Source organism: Halobacteriovoraceae bacterium (assembly GCA_020635115.1).
Taxonomy (GTDB): Bacteria; Bdellovibrionota; Bacteriovoracia; order Bacteriovoracales; family Bacteriovoracaceae; genus JACKAK01.
This window is the reverse complement of record JACKAK010000006.1, coordinates 38,659-61,588: the sequence shown is the minus strand read 5'-3', so window position 1 is coordinate 61,588 and position 22,930 is coordinate 38,659. Positions and strand designations below refer to the sequence as shown.

20 protein-coding genes are annotated in these 22,930 nt (G+C 32.6%); 7 read left to right on the top strand and 13 right to left on the bottom strand.

Features of this window, described 5'->3' with window-relative positions; translation table 11 throughout:
• Window positions 1–114 precede the first annotated feature (114 nt).
• Both H6622_10415 and H6622_10410 read right to left on the bottom strand, forming a co-directional pair.
• Window positions 115–648 carry a CopD family protein gene (locus tag H6622_10415; GenBank protein ID MCB9061925.1) on the bottom strand — a complete coding sequence of 178 codons (534 nt, stop codon included), beginning with the start codon at window positions 646–648 and terminating at the stop codon, window positions 115–117.
• Complete coding sequence (locus H6622_10410; protein MCB9061924.1) at window positions 645–1,739, bottom strand: esterase-like activity of phytase family protein; 1,095 nt, start codon at window positions 1,737–1,739, stop codon at window positions 645–647. The genes H6622_10415 and H6622_10410 overlap by 4 nt, the downstream gene beginning before the upstream one ends.
• A 52-nt stretch (window positions 1,740–1,791) precedes the next feature.
• Here H6622_10410 and H6622_10405 point away from each other — a divergent pair, with 52 nt between their 5' ends.
• Window positions 1,792–2,124, top strand: coding sequence for a TraR/DksA family transcriptional regulator (locus H6622_10405; protein MCB9061923.1), 333 nt, complete (start codon window positions 1,792–1,794; stop codon window positions 2,122–2,124).
• A gap of 64 nt (window positions 2,125–2,188) precedes the next feature.
• Here H6622_10405 and H6622_10400 read toward each other — a convergent pair whose 3' ends face one another.
• Window positions 2,189–3,988: a DUF4105 domain-containing protein gene (locus H6622_10400; GenBank protein ID MCB9061922.1), complete on the bottom strand. Its 1,800-nt coding sequence runs from the start codon at window positions 3,986–3,988 to the stop codon at window positions 2,189–2,191.
• Window positions 3,970–4,452: a DUF3015 family protein gene (locus H6622_10395; GenBank protein MCB9061921.1), complete on the bottom strand. Its 483-nt coding sequence runs from the start codon at window positions 4,450–4,452 to the stop codon at window positions 3,970–3,972. Before H6622_10395 ends, H6622_10400 begins: the two co-directional genes overlap by 19 nt.
• Window positions 4,453–4,609: 157 nt before the next feature.
• Here H6622_10395 and H6622_10390 point away from each other — a divergent pair, with 157 nt between their 5' ends.
• From H6622_10390 to H6622_10380, 3 genes are read left to right on the top strand one after another with little or no spacing between them, the layout of a single operon-like run.
• A complete protein-coding gene (locus tag H6622_10390) occupies window positions 4,610–5,857 on the top strand; it encodes an AmpG family muropeptide MFS transporter (GenBank protein MCB9061920.1) in 1,248 nt (415 codons plus the stop codon).
• A 14-nt stretch (window positions 5,858–5,871) separates the two neighbouring features.
• Complete coding sequence (locus tag H6622_10385; GenBank protein ID MCB9061919.1) at window positions 5,872–6,480, top strand: LemA family protein; 609 nt, start codon at window positions 5,872–5,874, stop codon at window positions 6,478–6,480.
• Window positions 6,481–6,489: 9 nt separating this feature from the next.
• Complete coding sequence (locus H6622_10380; GenBank protein ID MCB9061918.1) at window positions 6,490–8,397, top strand: M48 family metalloprotease; 1,908 nt, start codon at window positions 6,490–6,492, stop codon at window positions 8,395–8,397.
• A gap of 76 nt (window positions 8,398–8,473) precedes the next feature.
• On the opposite strand, the gene H6622_10375 is transcribed toward H6622_10380, so the two are convergent.
• The 9 genes from H6622_10375 to H6622_10335 all read right to left on the bottom strand — a co-directional run bounded on the left by H6622_10375 (window position 8,474) and on the right by H6622_10335 (window position 18,913).
• The gene (locus H6622_10375) at window positions 8,474–9,535 is read right to left on the bottom strand and encodes an NAD-binding protein (protein MCB9061917.1); all 1,062 of its coding nucleotides are present in this window, start codon (window positions 9,533–9,535) and stop codon (window positions 8,474–8,476) included.
• Window positions 9,536–9,613: 78 nt separating this feature from the next.
• Window positions 9,614–10,069, bottom strand: a complete 456-nt coding sequence (locus H6622_10370; protein MCB9061916.1) for a DUF3347 domain-containing protein — start codon at window positions 10,067–10,069, stop codon at window positions 9,614–9,616.
• Window positions 10,066–13,182 carry an efflux RND transporter permease subunit gene (locus tag H6622_10365; GenBank protein ID MCB9061915.1) on the bottom strand — a complete coding sequence of 1,039 codons (3,117 nt, stop codon included), beginning with the start codon at window positions 13,180–13,182 and terminating at the stop codon, window positions 10,066–10,068. Before H6622_10365 ends, H6622_10370 begins: the two co-directional genes overlap by 4 nt.
• A complete protein-coding gene (locus tag H6622_10360) occupies window positions 13,179–14,534 on the bottom strand; it encodes an efflux RND transporter periplasmic adaptor subunit (GenBank protein MCB9061914.1) in 1,356 nt (451 codons plus the stop codon). Before H6622_10360 ends, H6622_10365 begins: the two co-directional genes overlap by 4 nt.
• The gene (locus tag H6622_10355) at window positions 14,531–15,763 is read right to left on the bottom strand and encodes a TolC family protein (protein ID MCB9061913.1); all 1,233 of its coding nucleotides are present in this window, start codon (window positions 15,761–15,763) and stop codon (window positions 14,531–14,533) included. Before H6622_10355 ends, H6622_10360 begins: the two co-directional genes overlap by 4 nt.
• A gap of 55 nt (window positions 15,764–15,818) precedes the next feature.
• A complete protein-coding gene (locus tag H6622_10350; GenBank protein ID MCB9061912.1) occupies window positions 15,819–16,226 on the bottom strand; it encodes a hypothetical protein in 408 nt (135 codons plus the stop codon).
• A gap of 140 nt (window positions 16,227–16,366) precedes the next feature.
• Window positions 16,367–17,806: a hypothetical protein gene (locus tag H6622_10345; protein MCB9061911.1), complete on the bottom strand. Its 1,440-nt coding sequence runs from the start codon at window positions 17,804–17,806 to the stop codon at window positions 16,367–16,369.
• Window positions 17,807–17,976: 170 nt separating this feature from the next.
• Window positions 17,977–18,342 carry a response regulator gene (locus tag H6622_10340; protein ID MCB9061910.1) on the bottom strand — a complete coding sequence of 122 codons (366 nt, stop codon included), beginning with the start codon at window positions 18,340–18,342 and terminating at the stop codon, window positions 17,977–17,979.
• A gap of 10 nt (window positions 18,343–18,352) precedes the next feature.
• Window positions 18,353–18,913 carry a hypothetical protein gene (locus tag H6622_10335; GenBank protein MCB9061909.1) on the bottom strand — a complete coding sequence of 187 codons (561 nt, stop codon included), beginning with the start codon at window positions 18,911–18,913 and terminating at the stop codon, window positions 18,353–18,355.
• Window positions 18,914–19,107: 194 nt separating this feature from the next.
• On the opposite strand from H6622_10335, the gene H6622_10330 reads away from it, so the two are divergent.
• Genes H6622_10330 through H6622_10320 form a run of 3 tightly spaced genes read left to right on the top strand, consistent with a single transcriptional unit; the run spans window position 19,108 to window position 22,815 of the window.
• Window positions 19,108–20,835: a carbohydrate ABC transporter substrate-binding protein gene (locus H6622_10330; GenBank protein ID MCB9061908.1), complete on the top strand. Its 1,728-nt coding sequence runs from the start codon at window positions 19,108–19,110 to the stop codon at window positions 20,833–20,835.
• A gap of 40 nt (window positions 20,836–20,875) precedes the next feature.
• Complete coding sequence (locus H6622_10325) at window positions 20,876–21,622, top strand: transporter substrate-binding domain-containing protein (GenBank protein MCB9061907.1); 747 nt, start codon at window positions 20,876–20,878, stop codon at window positions 21,620–21,622.
• Window positions 21,623–21,648: 26 nt separating this feature from the next.
• On the top strand, window positions 21,649–22,815 hold the full coding sequence (locus H6622_10320) for a porin (protein MCB9061906.1): 1,167 nt from the start codon (window positions 21,649–21,651) through the stop codon (window positions 22,813–22,815).
• Window positions 22,816–22,930 lie beyond the last annotated feature (115 nt).

Below are 22,930 nucleotides of genomic sequence, written 5' to 3'. Positions count from 1 at the left end.
TCGCTCCTTGATCTAAATAGTATATTCACGCTTATCGTGACAAAAATTCAAGGTATTGTCATTTACTTTTAAATTCAGGTAAGGAATTGATTGAAATATTTTTGTGGATAAATCTTATGTATCAGATCTATATTTTTTGTAAACTTTAATACCTAGCATAAGTATAATTGATAAGGCCATAAAACCTATTAGACCCTGTGTCGCATTTATCAAATCTTTTAAAACGACTAAAAAAACGATAGAGAACAGAAATAGAGTTGCGATTTCATTAAAGATTCTGAGCTTACTACCTGAATAAGCAATACCTTTTTGAAGAGATTTTAAAATTTTACCGCAATATAAATGGTAGATGAAAAGAAAGCACACAAAAGCAATTTTTGTAAGCAACCAAGGGTGATCAGTGAGAGGAAAATACATATGGAGTAATGAAGGGCCAAAAATGAGTGTTAAAATCGCTGATGGCCATGTGATGATATACCACAATCTATTTTCCATAATGGTATACTGCTTACAAAGTATTTCTTTTTTTGTATTTTCAAATTTTAAGGCCTCACTGTGGTAGATAAAGAGTCTCACAATATAGAAAAGGCCTGCAAACCAAGTGACGACAAATATAATATGCAGTGCTTTTAGATAAAAAAAACTCATTTGACTTCCTTAAGTAGAAAATGGAAAAAAATAGTCTGCTGATATTTGTTAAAATTATTATCTGTGACTAATGTAATTTTGTATTCACCATCTTTAAGTGGAGATACACATAAACCCTCAACATTATCAATATTTTTCAATTCACTTGGCGTGATGAAATCTTCAATATTTCCAATCAGTGTTTTATTTACATATTTTCTAAGGGATCGTTCGACATGATTTTTTACCGGAGCAAAATGATGATCTGTTATTTCAACAAGGAACAGTTGAGCGAAATTTTTTTTAATTTTCGGGATCCATGCTCTCTCTAGAGATAAATAATAATTGCCTTTTAGATGCTCTAAGGCCACTAAACCAAGGCTTCCTACAGTATTTTGATTATTTATTTTTTTAAGTTTTTCTAGCTGATAGAATGTTTCAGATTTAAAACGCTCTTTTTCTAAGTCGAATTGCAGTATTCTCAAATCTGTCTTTTCCTCAAAATTTGGGAGCTGATCATCTTGAATGAGTGAGTTTTCAAGAGCAGTGATGATGAAATTTTTACTTTGATTATAGGTTAAGGATTCAAAAGAAGAATTATCTCTTATGCCCTTAAATGGAGAGATATTGTAGGCAGAAGGAAAGGGGTATTTTTTAATTAAATTTCCTTTTTGATCAAATTTAAAAAGATAAGAATTTACTGTCCGGGCCAGTGAGAGCTGTCCTTCTGAAGTGGCAAAATAAAATGATCCCACTTGAGTTAAACCTTCAAAATCTACAGATGAATTTTTTATACCAATTTGAATCACATTAGTAAGATTAATTTTTTGATCGTTTTCAAACTCAAATATTCTTAAAGGGCCATAATCTCCTCTGTCATCACTAATCGCAAGAAGTTTACTTCCTTGGCATGTCAAGTCAGACAACCCACCAACAATAAAATTTTTAAATTTGGTATGATAGGGAATAATCTCAATAAAGTTTGATGTTTTATAGAGTTGAAATTTTACTGCTGCTCTGGCGTATGGTAAAAAAAGTAAAAATATAGGTAAAAATCGCTTCATAATTTGATTTAAATCATTAAATAATTCACGTAAAATCGTTACGTTCACGAGGACATATTACTAGAATCTAGACGATTAAAAAAGGTATAAGGAGAAGGGGATGCAAAACCTAGAAGAAATTAAAGATAGACTCGTAGCGAAAAAGGAAAAACTTCTAAGTAGAATAAATAATATAGAAAAAGACCGTAGAAGAGAGAAACAGGGACCTATTAACCCTGATTTTGCTGAGCAGGCCGTAGAAGTTGAAAATAATGAGGTATTAGACGCTTTAAGTGATTTAGAACGTGAAGAAATTAAAAAGATTAATACTGCATTAGTGAAAATTGAAAACGGCACTTATGGAAGTTGTATGTCTTGTGGAGAACAAATTTCTGAAGCTAGACTTACTGCAATGCCGTTTAGTTCATTATGCTTAGAATGTGCGGACGAATAGATTCAAAACGAGGATCCTTCTTCAAGGAGAAGTATCCTCTTTTTTATCTTGATTATATGCTTATTTAAAAATGCAAATTTAATTTAATTTCAAACTCATTGCTGTTTTCTGTCTGTAAACGGTGTGAAAATTCTAAAGTATAATCATCGTTCAAATTTATTGTTAAATAATTAATGACTTCCCATAAATATGTATCATTCCAAAAAGTACTTTTAAAATCTAAAGCGTACGAAAGGATATCCCACTTTGTTTTTAGGCCAAGATTGAGCAATGGATAGATGTTAAAATGATAAAAATTAAACACAGATTCCTGCCCAATTAGAGACCAAAATGTAGAAGATTCAAAATTTTTTGATAGACCTATCGAAGTGAGAATTGAGGTTCTAGGTCGTCCTCGGCAAAAAAAGCAATTTTTTATAGTTTCAGCTTTTACCCTCCAACTGATATTGGTAAAAACGGGGTCCATGCCCTCTAAAGACAATATTTCAACAAGTTTAAATTTTTCAAATTGAACTTTATTGTTCGATCTTATGAACTGGAGCTCCAAAAAATCAATAAAACTCCATCTCGTTAAACCGTTCTCAGAATCTGTTAGTCCATGATGGCCCATTTTATAAGAAAGTGTTTCACCAGAGCTTTTTTTATTTTTCTTAAATCCAGCAGAAATTCTACTTGGAGAGTGGATTTGTATTGGGTCCAGATCACTCTTTAGTGGAATAAAATTACTTTTGGACTTCAATGAGGCCCTTTGAATAAGTGCTGTGTTCATAATTTTTTTTGATTCTTCATCAAGTTTGGTTCTTTCAATGTAGTTTTCATATTTCCAATATTCGTTAATTAAATCTAGAACTTTAGGAGAAGATACTTGAGCTATTTTTGTTTCATTTTTTAATGATTTTTGAAAAATCTTTTGTTCATCACTAGATAATTGTTTGTATAGATGAATTATTTTCTTTTTTATAGGAGCTCTGTAGAGGGATTTGGTTTTGACGAGTATATTTTTCGCATTTTTTACAGTTTCAATTGGATGAATCGCTAAGCTATGAAAAGTTGAAATGTCTAATTCTGGCCTGACTGCTTCTAAGAGAGTTAAAAGAAAATAAGAACAATTCTCATCTAAAAAATAATATTTAAAACCTGTATTGTTTGAAATCTCCCAAATAAATTTTAAAAGAAATTGAATTTCTTCTTTTGTAAAATCTATTTTGTATTCCCAAAGTCCTCGACTTTCTAAATTATTGTATAAACCAATATTCATATAATAAGGTTTTAAATTAAAAAAACCCATATATTGCCCTGTTATACCCTTAATTGAATAACTAATCATTCCATCCCTGGGATCAACTGAGGCCTGAAAACCAACGATATAATCCAAAAGAGGATTTCGTTTGGCCCTGAGTCGAATAAATGTATGTCCAAACATTGAAGCTGGATTATTCGGATATGGCCCAGCATAGACGAGGTAAACTTCCTGTGTATCAAGCCTGCTTAACCACTCATCTAAATCTGGACATTGTGATTCATTTTTAAAAAGTGAGGGCCATCTTTTTTTTAAAGTATAATAGCGCGCCGGAAAGGCACATCTTGCTTCTAAATTGATATGGCCAACTTTCTTATTTTCTTGAAAAGTTTTTATTGCCTCAACTAGTTCAGCGTAAGGATCCTTAATTCCCATAGGTGAGAAAAAAAACTTGTCCTCATCTGATTTTGATTGAAAACCACTACGAGAAAATAGACTTGATTTATAGAGATAAAGATTTTTCCACTGGTTTGAAAAAGCAAATGCCCTAAGTTCATTATCTGAAATTGAACCTAAGGCACTAAAATTGAGAAAGAATAGAGTAATTAAACTAAATCTGAACAAGATTTTGCAATGTTTTTATCTGTCAGAATAATTTTATATGTTTCTCTCAAAAGCTCCTCAGGATTTATTTCACTAGATTTGAAAATAGATCTATAGTTTTCTTTAAGCTTGTTACCTAATTGATCTGAAATACTCTCTCTACATCCTAACGTTTCAGTAAAAGCTGAAATGTACTGGCCTTCACCTGAAGCAATTTCTTTTTTAAGTTCAAAATAATTGTTTATGGCAAAATGTAGACTTTCTTTTTCTCTCATAACAAGTTTATGTTTGCTACAATTGGAAGTACCTAATGTCATCCCCAAAGTTGTTACAGGAAAAAGTAAACCATTTGTGGTCGCTCGTAACATTGATGAGAGGATTGAATTGTCCTTAAATATATACCATCCTGGCCCACAACCAGAACTACCATCTGCCGCGAGAAGACTTATTGGTGAAAGTAAGGCCAAAAGTAAAATTAATTTCATGATTTCCTCCTTGGAATTTCTATGGGTGTTAACTTGATTATATAGAGTAATAATTGATCTGAGGAGCAAAGAATTTCTTTTCTATGCATAATTATAATAATCCTTTAAAATTCAAATTGAATGATAATATATTCGCTTTAAATGTAAAGGAAAGAGGATGACTAAAAATCATAGTTTTATAGACCTCATGAAAGCTCTTGCTTCAAAGAGAATGTTGATTGTTTTATTTTTGGGTTTTAGTAGTGGTCTACCCATAATGCTCCTTTATTCTACAATAAAAATCTGGATGAGAAGAGAGGGGGTAGATCTTTCAACTGTTGGTTATTTTTCATGGATCACTTTGCCCTATACCTTCAATTTTGTTTGGTCTTTTCTCTTAGACCGGTACGTTCTTTTCAATCTTGGACGAAGAAAAAGCTGGTTGATCTTAACTCAATTTGGGCTAATTGCATCCCTATTACTTTTAAGTTTAGGAAACCCGACGGAATCAATCTCTTATTTGGCATTTATGGCCTTTATTCTTTGTTTTTTTAGTGCAACTCAAGACATTGCAGTAGATGCTTACCGACGTGAAATTTTACCTGATGATGAACTTGGAATTGGTGCCAGTATTGGGGTCTATGGATATAGAATCGGAATGCTAATGGCCTCAGGATTTGGACTATGGATTGTTGATACGGAAACCTTCGGATTTTCATTTAATCAGATGTTTCAATTGATGGCGGCCCTAATGCTTATTGGAGTAGTAACAACTTTAATAGCAGATGAACCTAATGTTGAGGGTGATAGACCTGACTCATTTATACATGCAATTATTAACCCTTTTAAAGAATTTTTTGTCCGAGAATATTCAATATGGATTTTGTTGTTTATCATATTTTACAAAATGGGTGATTCTGTTGCAGGTGCAATGACTGGCCCTTTTTATGTTGATATGGGTTTTTCAAATAAAGATATTGCTGAAATAACTAAAGGTGTAGGATTTATTTCAAGTATGGCCGGTCTTTTTGTTGGAGGTTGGACCATCTATAAAATTGGTATTTTGAGATCCCTTTGGTTTTTTGGTTTTTTGCAGGCCATATCAACATCACTTTTTAGTATTTTGACTTTTAGTAAAACACTTGGAATGCTTGCACTTGTTGTCTCCTTTGAAGATTTTAGTAGTGGTATGGGGACAGCTGCTCAGGTTGCCTTTATGGCCTCTCTTACAAATAAAAGATTTACCGCAACTCAATATGCATTATTCGCATCCTTGGCCTCATTTGGACGAACATTTGTTGCGGGTTGGTCAGGTCATTTGGTAGTATATTCAGGATACTTCAGTTTTTTTATAATAGGTTCCATTTTGGCGATACCTGGAATGTTATTATTATTAAAAGTAAAAAGAGTTTCAACTGATTTTTAAAAAAAGGAAGAGCAATGATTGGAATTAATTTATTAGTAGGTATATTAGGAATTATTTTATTTTTTTTTATTATACTTATTTTTTGGGGTATTTCAATTTACAACGGATTGATTAAAAAAAGAAATGAGTATAAAAATGCATTTTCCCAAATTGATGTCCAACTCAAAAGAAGATATGACCTTATTCCAAACTTAGTAGAAACTTGTAAAGGATATATGAAACATGAAAGTGAAACTTTAGAAGGAGTGATTTCGGCCAGAAATCAAGCTTTTGGAGCGGCGAAAATGGCCGCACAAGATCCTTCAAATTCAGATGCCATGAAAAGTTTACTCGCAAGCGAATCTTCCCTCACTGGAGCATTAGGAAAATTAATGGTCATTCAAGAAGATTATCCTGACCTTAAAGCTAATGAAAATATGAAAGGACTCATGGAAGAGCTTTCTTCTACTGAGAATAAAATTGGTTTTGCGAGACAATTTTATAATGACACAGTGACTGAGTACAATAACTCAAGAGAGGTTTTTCCAGGATCTCTAATTGCTGGAGTTTTTAATTTTATTCCTGCTGTTCTTTGGGAAATTTCAGAGCAAAAAGAAAGAGAAAATATTAAAGTCAGCTTTTAAGGCTTAATGATGAATTTTTTTGAGCATCAACGAAAATCAAAAAAAAATACGGCCTATCTTGCGTTTCTTTTTATTTTAGCGATTTTGAGTATAATCTTTTTAACAAATATTGGCATATGGTTTGTACTCAGCTTAGACGTTGACCCAAATACTGATCGACTAAAATACGATTGGTCTTATCTACTTTACACGTCCATGATTGTTCCTCTTATTGTTTTTTTTGCCAAAATTTTTAAATCATTTAGTTTAAGTGGAGGAGGAGGAAAAATATGCTATGCCATGGGAGGCCTTCAAATAGATTCTTTTACTAAGGATCTTGATGAAAAAAAGCTGTTCAATATCGTTGAAGAGATGTCAATTGCTTCAGGAGTACCAATTCCTGAAATATATATTTTGGAAGAAAAATCAATAAATGCGTTCGCCGCTGGTGATAACATAAAGAATGCTGCAGTTTGCGTAACCAGAGGTGCGATACGTTGTTTGACTCGAGATGAATTGCAGGCCGTTATAGCTCATGAATTCGGTCATATCTTTAATGGAGACATGCGCATAAATATTAGGCTTATTTCATGGGTTTATGGAATTACTTTTTTATATCTACTAGGGCGAATTGTATTAGATATATTTAAAGATTCACATAGATCTTCAAGTCGAAACAATAAAAAAGGTGTAAATCCTATCCTATATATAGGGCTTGTTCTTCTCGTAATGGGATACGTTGGTATGCTTATAACCAGAATCATCAAATCTGCAATTTCAAGACAAAGAGAATTTCTTGCAGATGCTTCGGCCGTTCAATACACTCGAAACGCACCTGCAATGAGTAGCGTACTAAAAAAAATACTTGCAATGTCTGATGATCAGTTTTTTAGTGATAAAAGTTTAGAAGAAGTATCACATATGTGCTTTGCTAAATCTTTCAATTCATGGTTTAGTACTCATCCTCCTACAGAAGAGAGAATCAAAAGAATTGATAAAACCTTTAATTTTGATAAGTTCGAGAAAGAAGAGTTTTATGATTTAGGACTTAAATTAGATCAATATTATAGCAGAGAGATTTCTTTAAATGATTATAATGCAAGAGCTGAGGTGATATCAAATTTGTCTTCAGAAAAAACAATTGAAATTAAAAATGAGAAAATAGTAGGTTCAATTGGTTCCATAAATCTTAAAGAGGTTAATAGGGCTAATTCACTACTAGAATTAATCCCTAGTGATATTAAAGAACTTTCTGCAAATATGTTTGGTGCAAAGATCATAATCGTCTCGTATCTTATATCTGTTGAAGAAGAAATTCGGGATAAACAATTTAAACTTTTAGAAAATGTTGAACTTGAATTGGCAAAAGAAGTTTATAAAACATTCTTTAAAATTCAACTAATTTCAAAAAATGCTAGACTGCCATTGCTAGAAATTGCTGTCTCTAAGTTTAAAAAAGCTCCAAAAGATTCCTTTAATAATTTAATAGAACTTGTAGAAAAATTAATAAATATCGATGGCAAAGTTAAAATTTTTGAAATGCTTGTCTATACAATGCTTTGTGCGATAAGCGAGAAAAAAAATCACAAAATTAAAAAAAGGATCACATCTCTTGGTAAAGAGGCCAGTGTGGCCATATCTTTTGTAAGCTTGATTTCAAATAATGGAGAGTTGGAGAAATCAAAAGATAATTTTAAAATGAGTATTGATATTTTAAAAATAAAAGATGCTAAATTTTATTCACTGAAAGAATTGACATCGTCAATGATTGCTAAAAATCTAAATGTACTCGATTCACTTACGATGAGGAGCAAAGAGAAGTTAGTGACGGAGTATGTTCGTATAATAAATCAAGATAATGTAATTAGTTATAGAGAGCAAGAGGCCTTAGCATTGCTCTGTTCATCACTTACTATTCCGATGCCATTGTTGGCATAAAATATTTAGATCTCATTTACTCTTTTTGGCCTGAAGCTTTTTTAGATTTGAACATGTAATATTGAATTTAAGAAATTTAATTTCCAATATTAGGCAAACTCTCATTATGAAAAGATTGCCATTTGTTTAAGACTTCTCTTGCATGGTAATCTGGATAATTTATTACTCCGGCCTTCATCTTTGTAGATATTAATAGATCAGCACTAAGATTATGTAAGTAAAAAATGGGATCGATGTATTTCATTAATGTTGGACGGTCAAGTACAAAATTTATAGGGGCCTTGTTGGCCAGGGCCCAACTCTCTGGGACTTTTTTTCCAAACTCATCACCTGCTCCCATGTTGGCCAAAATTTTTCCTTCCAGTAAAGACACATCATATTGATCAGACATGAACTCATCTCTACCTGTTGCCGTTATAATAATGTCAGAGTTTTTTAAAGCTTCATTTACTTCGTTGCCATTTTTCCCATTAATAGTTTTTAATTTTAGATTTTGTGCGCTTTGAATTTTTTCTTCAGAAACATCACAAATCGTTATGTTTGCATTTTCATTTGCTAGAGTTTTATAAATCCCATATCCAACTTTTCCAAATCCAAATAATATAATATTTTTATTTACCATATTAATCTGTGTGAGCTCTTTGAAGGCTCTATAGAATCCTTCACCGGTCCCCAAAATAGTTTCTAGGTCTTTGACAATACAACCATCTACATTTATGACTGGATAATTGACTTCATTTTCAATATATCTTATGGCCCCTGTTCTTGTGAGTTCAACAGCACCTATTCTAGGAGACCTATGATTGTATAGTTCAGCGCAACAGTCGAGATGCAAGTCATATTCATCTTTGAAATCATGATTAATTTGAACTTTTACACCGGCCTCAACTAATAGCTGTGCTGCATTTTCATTGTGAGGCATAATCGTCACAGCACTTACTGTGATTTCAGCTTCTGACAGTAATAGACCTTCTAATTTCGCTAGCGTCTCAAAAGTCAAAGGCGTATTGTGTAGTATCTTTAAACCTTTATAGGGTTTTCTATCTATACAATACTGATTGTATTCTTGTAAGAATGGACGATCAGAATTTGGGTATCTTTTTTCATTTAACGTTCTGATTTTATCTAAATTGTACATGATTTTTCCTTTGCCTATGAGTCTCTAATAAATCATAAGCAAAGGAAAAAGTGTAGTTGTTTTTTGTCTTCAAAACATTTATTTCTTCATTTCTCCACAATGTGGCATTGTTTTTGAAGCATATGGATTCATGACGACATCAGATTTTGAAATATTTTGAATCCAATATTTTTTTACCATAGGACAGTAGTAGGGGACATAGTTTTTGTTTGGTGAATAGGATTTTATAACATACAAAAATGCCTGTGAAACAATATTAAAAGATTCCTGATTTTGTTTTATATCATCACTCTTACTCATTTCATTGAGTTTAGTTATTGAAAAATTTAGTGCTTTCTTGATCTTTTCATTCTGAATATTTTCAATTGACTTTAAAATTATTTCAGAATTTTTTTTAACATTTATATTGTCATTGTTGAAAAATGCTTTGTTAAGTTCTTCGTAATTTTTCAAAACTTCATTAAACGGACTCTCTTGTGCCAAGAGGCCAAAAGAAGTAAAAAACGAAAATAAAAAAATGATTATAAATTTCATACAAGAACTCCTTTATTTAATACTTTCTTTTCATAGATATAACTGAAAATAACAGGAACAATAAAAAGGGAAATCAATTCAATAGACATCCCTCCTAAGGTTGGTATGGCCATCGGACGCATAACTTCACTCCCATGTCCAGTTGACCACATGACTGGAAGCAAAGCAATGATTGTTGTTGCCGTTGTCATTATAAGTGGCCTTATTCTCCTACAACCTGCTTCAGAGATTGTTTCATGAAGTTCTTTTATATTTTTAGGTTGATGTTTTAAGAAAGCTTCTTTTAAAAAAGTCATCATGACAACTCCGTCATCAACGGCCACACCAAATAAGGCAATAAAACCAACCCAAACGGCAACAGATGTATTGAACCCACCGAGCCAAAGAAGTAATAATCCTCCAGATGCTGCCACAGGTATAACGGTTAAAACGATCAAACTTTGAGTAAGAGACCTAAAACCAAAATAAATAATAAGCAAATTAATAAGCAATGAAATCGGAACTAGAAACATTAGTCTTTTGTTTGCACGTACTTGGTTTTCGAACTGGCCTGCCCACTGTAATGAATAACCTGAAGGTAAATCTATTTTGCTAGAAACCTTTTGCTTGGCCTCTTCCACAAAACCAATCAAATCTCGATCCCTTACATTTAGCTGAACTGTAGATCTTAAAAGTCCATTTTCTGATTGAATCATTGAAGGCCCAATAACAACTTGTATGTCAGCTAATTGAGTAATTGGTATGTGTTGGCCATTAGGTGTGGCCACAAGCACTCTTTTAAGTTCATCTAGTCTGTCACGCAATTCTTTTTTATATCTAACTCTGATTGGATATCGCTCTCTTCCTTCATACATTTGATCAATTGTCATCCCTCCAACTGCAGACTGGATAATAGCATTAATATCTCCCGTATTGACTCCGTATCTACTGGCCGCAATTCGGTTGATAACAAATTCTATATATGGTTTACCATTTATTTTTTCGGCATAAATACCATAGGCCCCTTTAACATCTTTGATGACATCTGCTACCTTAATACTAAGATTCTCCAGTACTTTTAAGTCTGGCCCAAAAATTTTAACTGCGACTTGAGTTTTAATTCCAGTTGAGATCATGCCAATGCGGTTTTCAATCGGAAACAACCATGCATTGATAAGACCTGGAATTTGGATTTGTGAATCTAATTCGTGCATGATGTCGTATATACTCGTACCTTCTGGCCACGTGTCTTCATCCTCTAGTTTTATTAATGTTTCAAGCATTGCAACTGGTGCAGGATCAAGAGCTGTATCGGCCCTTCCTAGTTTTCCAATAACATCTTTAACAAGAGGATGTTCTTTTATTAAACGATCAGTATAGGCAAGCAAATCTTTTGCCTTTGTCATGCTTACATCAGGTGTTGTGACAGGCATATAAAGAATTTCACCTTCATTGAGGGAGGGCATAAATTCTTTACCTAAATGTTTATAAGCAAAAACTCCACCTATGCAAATAAGTAATGGAATTAACAAAAACAAATGTCTATGGGCCAGTATTAAATTTAGAAAATATTTATAAGTAGTGACAATACTACTGCTGACAGTATTTTTCTCAATAGGTTTGAGTTCTCCTTTAAGCATAAAAATGGATAAAACAGGAATTAATACTACTGCTACAAAGACTGAACCCAACATTGCAAGTGTTTTTGCCCATGCTAGAGGGATGAATAATTTTCCCTCTGCTCCTTCTAAGGCAAAAACAGGAAGGAAGGTGACAATTGTAGTCATGACTGCAGTTAATATAGCAGGCCCAATTTCTTTAGCTGAATTCATGATAATATCTATACGTTCTTTTTTCACGGCCCTAGGATTATCTGCTAGATGAGAATATATGTTTTCAGTCATAATAATTCCCATGTCAACCATTGTACCGATTGCAATTACTAGTCCAGATAAGCTCATTATATTAGATTCAATTTTTAACAAATACATCAAAATAAAACTGATTCCCACTCCAAAAGGTAATGTAAGACCAACAAGGATAGATGATTTGAAATGCAGTAGGAAAAAAAGAATTACAATTCCTGTTATGATTATTTCTTGAATAAGTGCACTACTCACTGTATTCATCGTAATTTTTACTAATTCAGAACGATCATAGAATGGTTTTAATACAACACCCTTTGGAAGTCCTTTTTCAATTTCTTTAATTCTCAATTTCACTTTATCTATTACTTTCTTAGGATTTTCTCCATATCTCATCGTTACAATCCCACCGACTGATTCAGTACCATTTTTGTCTAATGCCCCTCTTCTGAAGGCCGGACCTTGCTGTACGGTTGCCAAGTCTTTCACTCTGATAGGGGTAGTGTTTCTTACCTTAACTACAACCTCTTCGATATCAGATATGCTTTTAAAAAATCCAATACCTCTAATGATCATTTCGCGATCACCTTCTTCGATGACTTCTGCTCCGATATCAATATTTGAGTTTTTGATTGATTTGATAATTTCAGGAAGGTGGACATTGAAGGCAATGATTTTTTTAGGATCTACATCTACTTGGTATTCTTTTATAAATCCACCAATACTAGCTACTTCTGAAACGCCCTCAACAGATTGTAGTCTAAATTTTAAATAGAAATCTTGAATTGATCTTAACTCTTGTAGAGATTTAGGATGGGGGTTATTTTCTGTGTTTTCGATTGTATACCAAAAAATTTGGCCCAATCCCGTTGCATCAGGGCCAAGTGTAGGAATAACATTCTTAGGCAAGTAACTTCCTGCAGTTGAGAGCTTTTCTAATACTCGACTTCTTGACCAATAAAAATCAACTTTCTCTTTGAAGATAATATAGACAGTAGAAAATCCAAAAGCACTTGTCCCTCTTACTCTATCAATTCCAGGAATTCCTTGCAGTAGAGTAGATAAAGGATAAGTAATTTGTTCTTCAATATCTTTAGGAGATCTACCTGGCCATTGTGTAAAAACAACTTGTTGATTTTCTCCGATATCTGGAATTGCATCAATCTTTGCATGCTGGATGGAAAAAAGTGAAAGTATTGCTATAATAACAAAAATGATAACTATAAAGATACGGTTTTTAATAGATAATTCAATTATTTTTTGGATCATAAAGTCTCTCCCGTTGGATCTTCATAACCTCCAGTAAGTTGAGCTTGAGCATCTAATAGAAAATTTCCCTCGATAACAACCAAATCATTTTCTTTAAGACCATGCTTAACTTCTACATATCCTTCGGATTCAAATCCTGTGACAATTTTTTTTGCAGTATATGTATGGTTTCCAGTATCAAGCCAGATAACTTTTCTTTTTCCTGTATCAATGATGGCCGTACGTGGTACGACAAGTGGAGTTGAAGGTAGTTTTACAATAAGAGTTGCTTCTCCAACCATTCCTGGTCTTAATTTTCCATTACTATTGTCTAAGGTAGTTCTTACTTTTAGAGTTCTTGTTTTAGGATCAAGAACAGGATTAATAAAATCAATTACTCCGCTCCAAGTTTCACCAGGATAGGCACTAAATTTCAACTCAACTGGTTCACCAATTTTGACCAAGGCGGAATCGTGTTCATATACATCCATCTCTACCCATGTTTTTGATAAATCAACAAGTTTAAAAAAACTTTGACCTTCTTTAAAGTATTTTCCTTCAACAGCATTTTTTTCTTCTACTATTCCTGTTACTGGTGAATAGATGATAATTTCGCGAGGGATCTTATTATTTTTCGCCCAGGAGTCTAACTGCTTTTGATGAACACCCCAAAGTGTTAATCGTTCAATACTTTGCTCATAGAGTTCTTTGAAAACATTATTTGATTTATCATTAAAATAATTCTTTCTGGCCAGAAGATATTCTTCTGCACCTGTTAAAAGTTTTGGCCCATATAGTTTTAGTACAGGGTCACCTTTTTTTATGAATTGTCCAGTAGATTCTATAAGAACTTTTTCGACCCTACCAGGGACCCTGGCAGTAATGCTCGATTCATGTTCTTCTGATTTAAGAAGAGTACCAAGCAGTAATATTTTTTTTTGCATTTTCATTGATGTTACCGGAAAAATATCTGCCTTAAAATGACGAACCTGTGATTTTCTTAACTTAACTTTCGCTACAACTTCTAAAGATTTGTTTTTCTTTATTAATTGAGTTCCATCTATAGGACAAACCCCAGGTGCCAAACTAGTTATTTCTGGATTTGCTTCACAATAATATAGACTATCTTCTTTTTCAGATCTTTTAATATCAGTTTTTTTAACTTCTTTTTCAATCTCTATCTTACTGAGATTCATTCCGCATATAGGACATTTCCCAGGGCCTTTTTCTTTTATTTGAGGATGCATTGAACATGTATAATATGTTTCAGATTTTGTTTGATGTTGCTTATGGAAATCTAAATGTTCATTTTTATTTTGATTGCATGAGTAAAAACTTGAAGATATCAATATTAATGTTAAAAGTAATTTCATTTTAATCCTCTTAGAGTTAAGTGATCACCATTGATAAATAAATAATTAATTTTTTTCTGTTGAATATTTGTAATTAAATTAACTTCATTCATCAGTAGATTTTGATATTGAAGTTCAGATCTTAGAAGTTCTGAAAAATCATCTCCTCCTCTTGCATAAGATTTAGCAATTATATCTCTTGCACTCTTTGCGTATTGCAGAGTCTGTTGGTGCAGTATTGATATTTGATCTTCTAAATCCAAAATATCATTTTTAATTTTACTAAGAATTAAAGGTCGAGTTTGAGTATAGTTTTTGTATATTTTTTCTTGAGCAATGTTTTCATGAATCGCACTTCTTTTATTTGCATACCTTGTTGAGCTAATAGGTAGAGGAATCGTTATGCCTGCCTCTACAAAATCACCGTTTTTATCGAGGTCATTTCTTTTTATGTACGCGACTCCTAATGTAATATCTGGAATTAAATTTTTGTTTTTGGAGTGTAGTTTCAATCTGCTACTTTCTAATTCATGTTTAAGCACAATTTCATTGAAATCAAATTCACTCTTAGAATTCATCCATGAATCTAAATAATCCCAGGGAATAGATTTTAGATCCAGTTTTACGGTTGATTTGGAATTAAGAATTGTCGTCAATTCTAGATCTAAGGAGTTCTGTGAAAACTGATTATTATTTATTTTTGAATTAAGTTCACTCTTTCTCATTTGCATATTGAGAACAGCACTTTGTGGTACTTTTCCGGTTGAGTAAAGTCTGTTTGTTATTTTGAGATTATCAGAAATCCAACTAAGATTTTCTTTAAGAATTTTTTCTATTTTAATATATTTTTGTTTCTCAATAGCAAGAGACCAAATTTCTTTGGCGTATTTTCTGATTAGTTGTTTTGCCTGTGCTTTTTGAGAAGATGATTTTTCTTGTGCTGCTCTAAAAATGTCTGTATTCTTATTGCTCAGAGGAATTGTTTGAGCGAGAGAAAATTTAATACCAGTCATCATCGATTTATTGCTATCCAATGAATCTTTTGGATAATTAATAGCAGCTACTGAAAATTTTGGATCTCCCCAACTACTTAGTGAGATAGATTCTTCTGAAAGCATTTTTCCTTTTTCAATACTTGATTGGACCAAATCATTTGTTTCTATTATATTAAGAGTTTCCTCAAAACTTATTGCATAGGTAAACTTCTGAATAATTATCCATGTGACAAAAATAAACCAAAAAAATTTCATAAAATCCCTTTTGGAACATAAATATTTAGATAGATAAAGAATAATAAAGGGAATTCTAAATGAGAAGCTTCTCTTGAAAAATGTAGATAATGTGAGGGATATTCTTAAGATGAATTTGATTTTGATAATAATTTAGGGAAACTAATTCTTTAGGGGGTGGAATATTGAATTTATCATTTAAATATTCTTGAGTTGAAAATATATAATGCAACGAGAAAAGATTGTCCATCCGAGAGCTTTCGAAATTCATTTCAATTTGATTGTCACAGATATTCAAAAGGGATTTTGAACAACAATTAATTTTTTGTTGATCTTTTTGATGAGTATCTTTCTTATCTTTACAGCATTGATGTGCTTTTGTTTTAAAGTTCTCAACACGTGAGCAATTTAAATGACAGGGTTGTGCCCATAAATGAGTGGATGAAAAAAAAAGAATACATAACCAATAATAAATTTTGTACATACGCCTACCATTCTAACATATAAAGTATCGGTATGTAAACATATAAAGTATCGGTATGTATGAGAGGATCCTTAAAAACAAAAGAAATGACAAAAAATTTACATTCAAAATGAGTAATAACAGTGTATTGGGTATTTATTTTATGCAGATTTTTTGAAAATTCTTGAAAGAGTATCTGCCGAGTTTTCTAATAAGGAAGACTGTTTATTAAGTATGTTAGAGTAATTGAGTGCCTCTTTTGAAGAGATCGAGTTTTTGTGAACTGTAGCATCTAAATCCCTCATCGCTTGAGAAATATTATCTATCCCAATAGCTTGTTCTTTTACAGAATTGGCAATTTCATTCATCATTTGTTTAACTTCATTGACATTATCAACAACCTTATCAAATGTTAGGCTTGTTTTTTCCACTTCTTCTTTAATTGAATTTGTTATCTTTTCATTATTTTGAATAATATCAGAAGTTCTGGTTTTTGAGTTTTTTGCAATAACTTCAACATTTTCTAAACTTGAATTAAGTAGTTCTGAAATTTCAAGAGCTGCCTTACCTGACATTTGCGCCAAATTCCCAACTTCTTCAGCGACAACAGCAAAACCTTTTCCGGCCTCCCCAGCTCTAGCTGCTTCAACGGATGCATTGAATGAAAGTAGTTTTGTTTGGAAAACGATGTCATTGATCACATGAGTTTTGTTATTAATTTCATTAATGAGTTCGATAATTTCATTCATCTCATTTGCATTTTCATCCATTTGTTTGGTTATTCTTTCGTTTGCTTGAGAAATTAAACTAACAGCATTCACGATTTTTTGAACATTTTCTTTTCCGTTCTTAGTTTGTTGATATGACTCTTGTGCCTTAATTAATGATGTACTAGCATAGTCCGATGTAGATTTGGTCATACTTGTAAGTTCTTCTATGGTCGTAACTGTTTGTTGAATGGCAGCTGCTTGATCTACTGCTCTATCTGAAACATCCCTTGAAACTAAATTAAGTGTTTCTGAAGATTTATTTGTTTCTTGAGAAATTTCAAAGAGTTCGTCAATACTACTTAGAACTTTATTTACATTATTTGAAATAATATGATAGAGGCCATACGAAGTGATAAAAATACTCACTAAGACAAACAGTGAAATATATAAAATACTAGTATATACTGATTTTTTAATATCACTGTTATTATAAAATAATTTTACATATCCTACTTTTGTTCCATCAGATTTTTTGGATTCTAGTAAAATAGAGTTTTCTAGCTTATCCCTATCCAAACCATCAAATTCTTTAAGCATGGGTTTTTTAGATTCATCTAGGAAATCCACATGATCGATATGTTGATTTTTTTTGAGTTGATCATATACCGTCTTAAGTCCAACAGTATCTAAGTCCCAAATCATTCCAGATACTGTTGAAGCGACTGTTTCAGTGAGATTGTTAAGTGCTTTTTCTTGAGCACTCATAGCTTGAGTTGTGCTTCTATAAAGGAAGAAAGCTCCAAAGAGGATCAAAGTAACCAAAACAGGTACATTTGAAGAAAAAATCAGTTTTTTACTAAATGTTAAATTCTTGTTTTTTAAAAAAATCATACAACTTCCACAAAAATTGATATGATTCATATTCGGATTGTTTTAAATTATAATTTAGTCTTTTAAATAGATAACAATTCAAAATGGAAATTATGATACATTATAATTTTAACTATATGAAAATACATTCTTTATGAACTTTTTTGTGTATTCATAAAGAATGCAATAAATTATCCACAAACTTTTTGAATTGCAGAAAGTAGTTTATCATCGCTATAAGGTTTTGTGATCCAAGCTCTTACTCCTGCCTTTTTCCCTTTTTCTTTAAGATCAGCATTTGATTCAGTAGTTAGCATAAAAATAGGAATAGAATTAACTGATGCATCCTCAGATACTTTTGTACACATTGTAATTCCATCCATCTTTGGCATGTTAACATCACAAATGATTAGATTTACATCTTTATTACCATTTAGAGTCGATAGACCATCTTCACCGTCTGCTGCTTCAACAACTGAGTGTCCCTTTTCTGTCAATAAACTTTTTAACTGTGTTCTAATTGACTCACTGTCATCAACAACAAGAATTTTTGCCATATTTATCTCCTTAAAAAAACTCTACATCATCATCATCGTCTTCTTTTTTAAAATTTACATCAAAATCTTTAAAAGGATCTAGCTGATGTATTTCAACAGACAATTTAAATTTTAATAAAGGTTGACCGTTTTCATCTTCAACCTTGCCGTACTTGAAATAGGGCAGTACCTCTTGAGATACTAAAATTTTTCTTGGGCTTGTATTAATATCAATAGGCAAACTTAGAGCTGCAACAATTCCTTGTTCAACAAGGACTTCTTTTAATTTTCCACAAGTTAAATTGCAAAGCTCATTAAAAAAATCGAAAATCCTTTTATCTGTAACATCAGTATATAGATTTTCTAGAAAGTGGATACAATCCTGTTTTCGATAAAAATTTTGAACTCTGAGGGTGATATCCGTACCATAAATAATGATTTCAGAACGGTGTTCAACATTCTTTGAAACTTCATCTGCCCCAATAAAGTTGAGTTTGGTATTTTTAAGTTTAGAAAAATACTCAAACATAAAAAGGAGCTTTTCTGCCGATAGTTTTAATATGTCGTCTGCTAATTGATCTTTAGTTATCACTTATGCTCCTTAAAATAAATACCTGACCAAAATTGATTAGTATAATTCAAATTATATTAAAAATATTAACTTGAAAAATTTCCAAAGTCCTGTTCAAATTATATTAGCAGAATTTTTATTATTTAATAGAATTAATTTTAAGGAATTAATTTAGAATTTAGAATTTAGAATTTAGAATTTTAGAAGGAGAGTCTATGTCAAAGTTAGAACTGTCTAATCTGACTTTTGCAAATCTGGCCAAAAAATTTGGTTCATTTGTAATTGTAGGGTTATTGGCCAGTAATGCTTATGCTGGAGTAGAAGAAGCAAAAAAGTGGTTAGGAGAGTTTGATAAATCAACATTATCAAAAGACCAACAAATGAAGGAATTAGAGTGGTTTGTTAACGCTGCTAAACCGTATCAAGGTATGACAATTCGAGTTGTATCTGAAAGAGTTGATACACATTGGTATGAGGCCTCTGTTTTGGCCAAAGCATTTTCTGAAATTACAGGTATCAAACTTATTCATGAAATTACTGGAGAAGATGATGTTGTAAAGAAAATTCAGACTCAGATGACAAAAGGTATTAAATTATACGATGGATATATCAATGATAGTGACTTGATTGGTACACATTTTAGATCAAACGCAATTTATCCAATTTCAGATTTTTTAAAGGCCGGTGATAAAGTTACTCTTCCTACTTTGGATATAAAAGACTTTATTGGGATTAAATTTACAACAGGTCCAGATAAAGTCATTTATCAGCTTCCTGATCAGCAATTTGCAAATCTATACTGGTACAGAGCAGACTGGTTTGCGAGACCAGATCTTAAGAAAAAATTTAAAGAAATATATGGATATGAATTAGATATTCCAGAAAACTGGTCTGCCTATGAAGATATTGCAGAGTTCTTTACGGTGCATGTTAAAGAAATTGATGGCGTAAAAGTTTATGGACATTCTGATTATGGGAAAAAAGATCCATCCATTGGTTGGAGATTTTCTGATGCGTGGCTCTCTATGGCCGGTGTAGGAGATAAAGGTCTACCAAATGGTCTTCCTGTTGATGAATGGGGCATTAGAGTAGATGGATGTAATCCTGTTGGTGCATCTGTTGAAAGAGGTGGGGCCGCAAATTCGCCTGGCGCTGTTTATGCCCTTAAGAAATTTGATACATGGTTAAAAAAATACGCTCCTCCAGGTGCTGAGAAAATGAATTTTTCTGAAGCTGGTGGACTTCCAGGTAAAGGAAATATAGCGCAGCAAATTTTTTGGTATACAGCATTTACTGCTGCTCTAACAAAAGAAGGGATTCCTGTTGTGAACGCAGATGGTACTCCAAAATGGAGGATGGCACCATCTCCACACGGTGCTTACTGGGAAAAAGGTATGAAACTGGGTTATCAAGATGCAGGTTCTTGGACTTTCCTAAAAACAACTCCTGAGAAAAGAAGAAATGCAGCTTGGTTATATGCACAGTTTGTTACTTCTAAAACTGTTTCTCTTAAAAAGACAATTGTCGGTTTAACTCCAATTAGAAACTCCGATATTATGTCTTCTCAATTCACAGGAATGAAAGGAAAGCTTGGTGGACTAGTTGAGTTCTATCAATCAAAAGCAAGAGAACTCTGGACTCCAACTGGTACAAATGTTCCAGATTATCCATCTATGTCTCCAGCTTGGTGGAGAACAGTGCCTAAAGTTGTTTCAGAAGGTTTAAATGCACAACAGTCTATGGATGAGCTAGCCGCATATCTTGATAGAGAGCTAGAAAGACTTTCTAAAGTTAAGGGTCTAAAATGTCCTCCTAAACTTAATAAAAAGACTTCTGCTGAAAATTGGTTAAAGAAACCGGGATCACCTAAGGCAAAACTAGAAAACGAAAAGCCAAAAGGCAAAACTTACAGCTACGATACTGCTATAAAAACTTATGAATAATAAGTGATTATTGATAAGCTATGATTATAAGGAGCAAAATATGAAAAATTTAAAAGTTGTATTCGCCGCTGTGTTCTTTGCAGTTAGTGGTGTTTTACAAGCAAGTTATACTATTCTCACAAATGAACAGCCTCCCTTTGTTATTAAAAATGGTGATAAGGCCGAGGGGATTGCCGTTGATATTGTTAAAGAAGTTTTTAAAAGAAGTAAGATTGATTATAAAATCGAATTCAATCCACTTATTAGAGCGTTAACGACAACTCAAAAAAAGAAAAATACTTGTGCCATGCCAGTTAGTCGTTCTCAAGACCGTGAGTACAATTACAGGTGGGTGAGTCCATTGCTTGTGACTCAATCAGCTATTTTTGTTAAAAAAGGCGATACTCGTCCAATATCAGTTTTAAAGGAAGTTTTAAAACTTAATATTGGTGCAATCAGAGGAAGTGATGAAGCAGAATATTTAACAGGTTTTGGTGGAAATATTCAAGAAGTGACAACTGATGATGCTAATGCAAAGAAACTTAATGGTGGAAGAATTGATGTATGGGCAGCAGATTCAATTGTAGGACCTTACTATGCTAAAAAAGAAGGTGTTGAAATTGAAAGTAAGATTGTCTTTAGATCTGCTATGAGAACACTGGCCTGTAATTTAGACATCGCTGATAAAGATTTTCAATCTTTGGAAAATTCTTTGGATTCTATGTATAAAGATGGTTCAATTAAAAAAATCTTTAGCAAATACACTAAAACACTTAATATTGAAGATACTGCCCAGTTTTTAAACTAGGTTTTTAAAAAAAGACGAGGTATAAAATGAATTTGAAAAAATTGCTATCGAAAAACAAAGCATTGTTGTCGGTCTCTGCCCTAATGTTAAGTTTTTCAAATGTTCACGGAGCAATCACTGTAGCAGAAAAAGATGGCTGGAAAGCTGATCTTACTGGTGCTGTTAATGCTTACATGATGTACAACACTCCAAGTGGTGCAGGAAAAGAAGATGCTTTTAGAATCAGATCTGGTTTTAATCCATCTCAAATTGGTTTCAATGTAATGGCACCAGATTGGAATGGCAAAAAAATTATGTCTAGAATTGCTTTCTATCCTTCGATTCAAAGTGATAATGCAAAATCTGGAGAACCGGCCTTACAATTAAGAGAATCTTTCTTTAAAATTTCAGGAGACACTGGTAGCTTTCTTTTAGGAAGAACTTTAAGCATTTTTCAAAGACAACAAATCATTTTTGATCAAAGTGGCTTAGGTGTTGGTGCTACTAGTGAAAGTGGAGCAGGAAATAGTACCACAGCTGGTATGATTGGATATGGTTACCAATATACTGATTTTAATGCTGGTGTAACTTATATGACTCCTGACATGGGAGGGTTCTCTCTAGCTTTAGGTTTATACGATCCAGCAGATATTGGACAAAACGGTAGCGGAACTGCAGTTGCAGCTACTTTAAAAGCTCCAAGAATTGAATTTGAATCTGTGTATAACATGAGTTTTTCAGGTGCAACATCATTAAAGGTTTATTTAAGTGGACTTTATCAAAAAGCTGAAGTTTCTACTGCCTACGGTACTAAGTCTGTTGGAAACAGTGTTACTTCAAAAGGGCTTTCTGCTGGATTTATCTTTGCAATGGATCAATTCAGAGTTGGAGCATCAGGTTATTCAGGCCAGGCACTTGGTATGAGTGGAAATTTAGGTGGATCTGATGTTTTAAACACTTCAGGTAAAGAAACTTCAAGTAGCGGTTATCATGTTCAAGCAGTTCAAGGAATTGGTAGCTTTGAAGTTGGTGTAGGCCATGGTAGATCTAGAGTAACAGGAAAAGAAAATACAGGACTTCAAGTTTTAGTTGCTTATCATGCAACTGAGAACCTAAAGTTCAATACTGAATTTGGCCAGTTTGAAGATAAAACTGGTAAAACAAAAACAGCAGATTATTCAAGCTATAACTTTGGTGCAACATTTAGTTTTTAAGAACTTAGAATTTTTGGGTGGTAGATTCTTTCTACCACCTTTCAATGATTTATAAATCAATCAGATATCAATCCTAACTAAAGAGTAAAGTTTTATCTTTTTTTAGACGATCAAG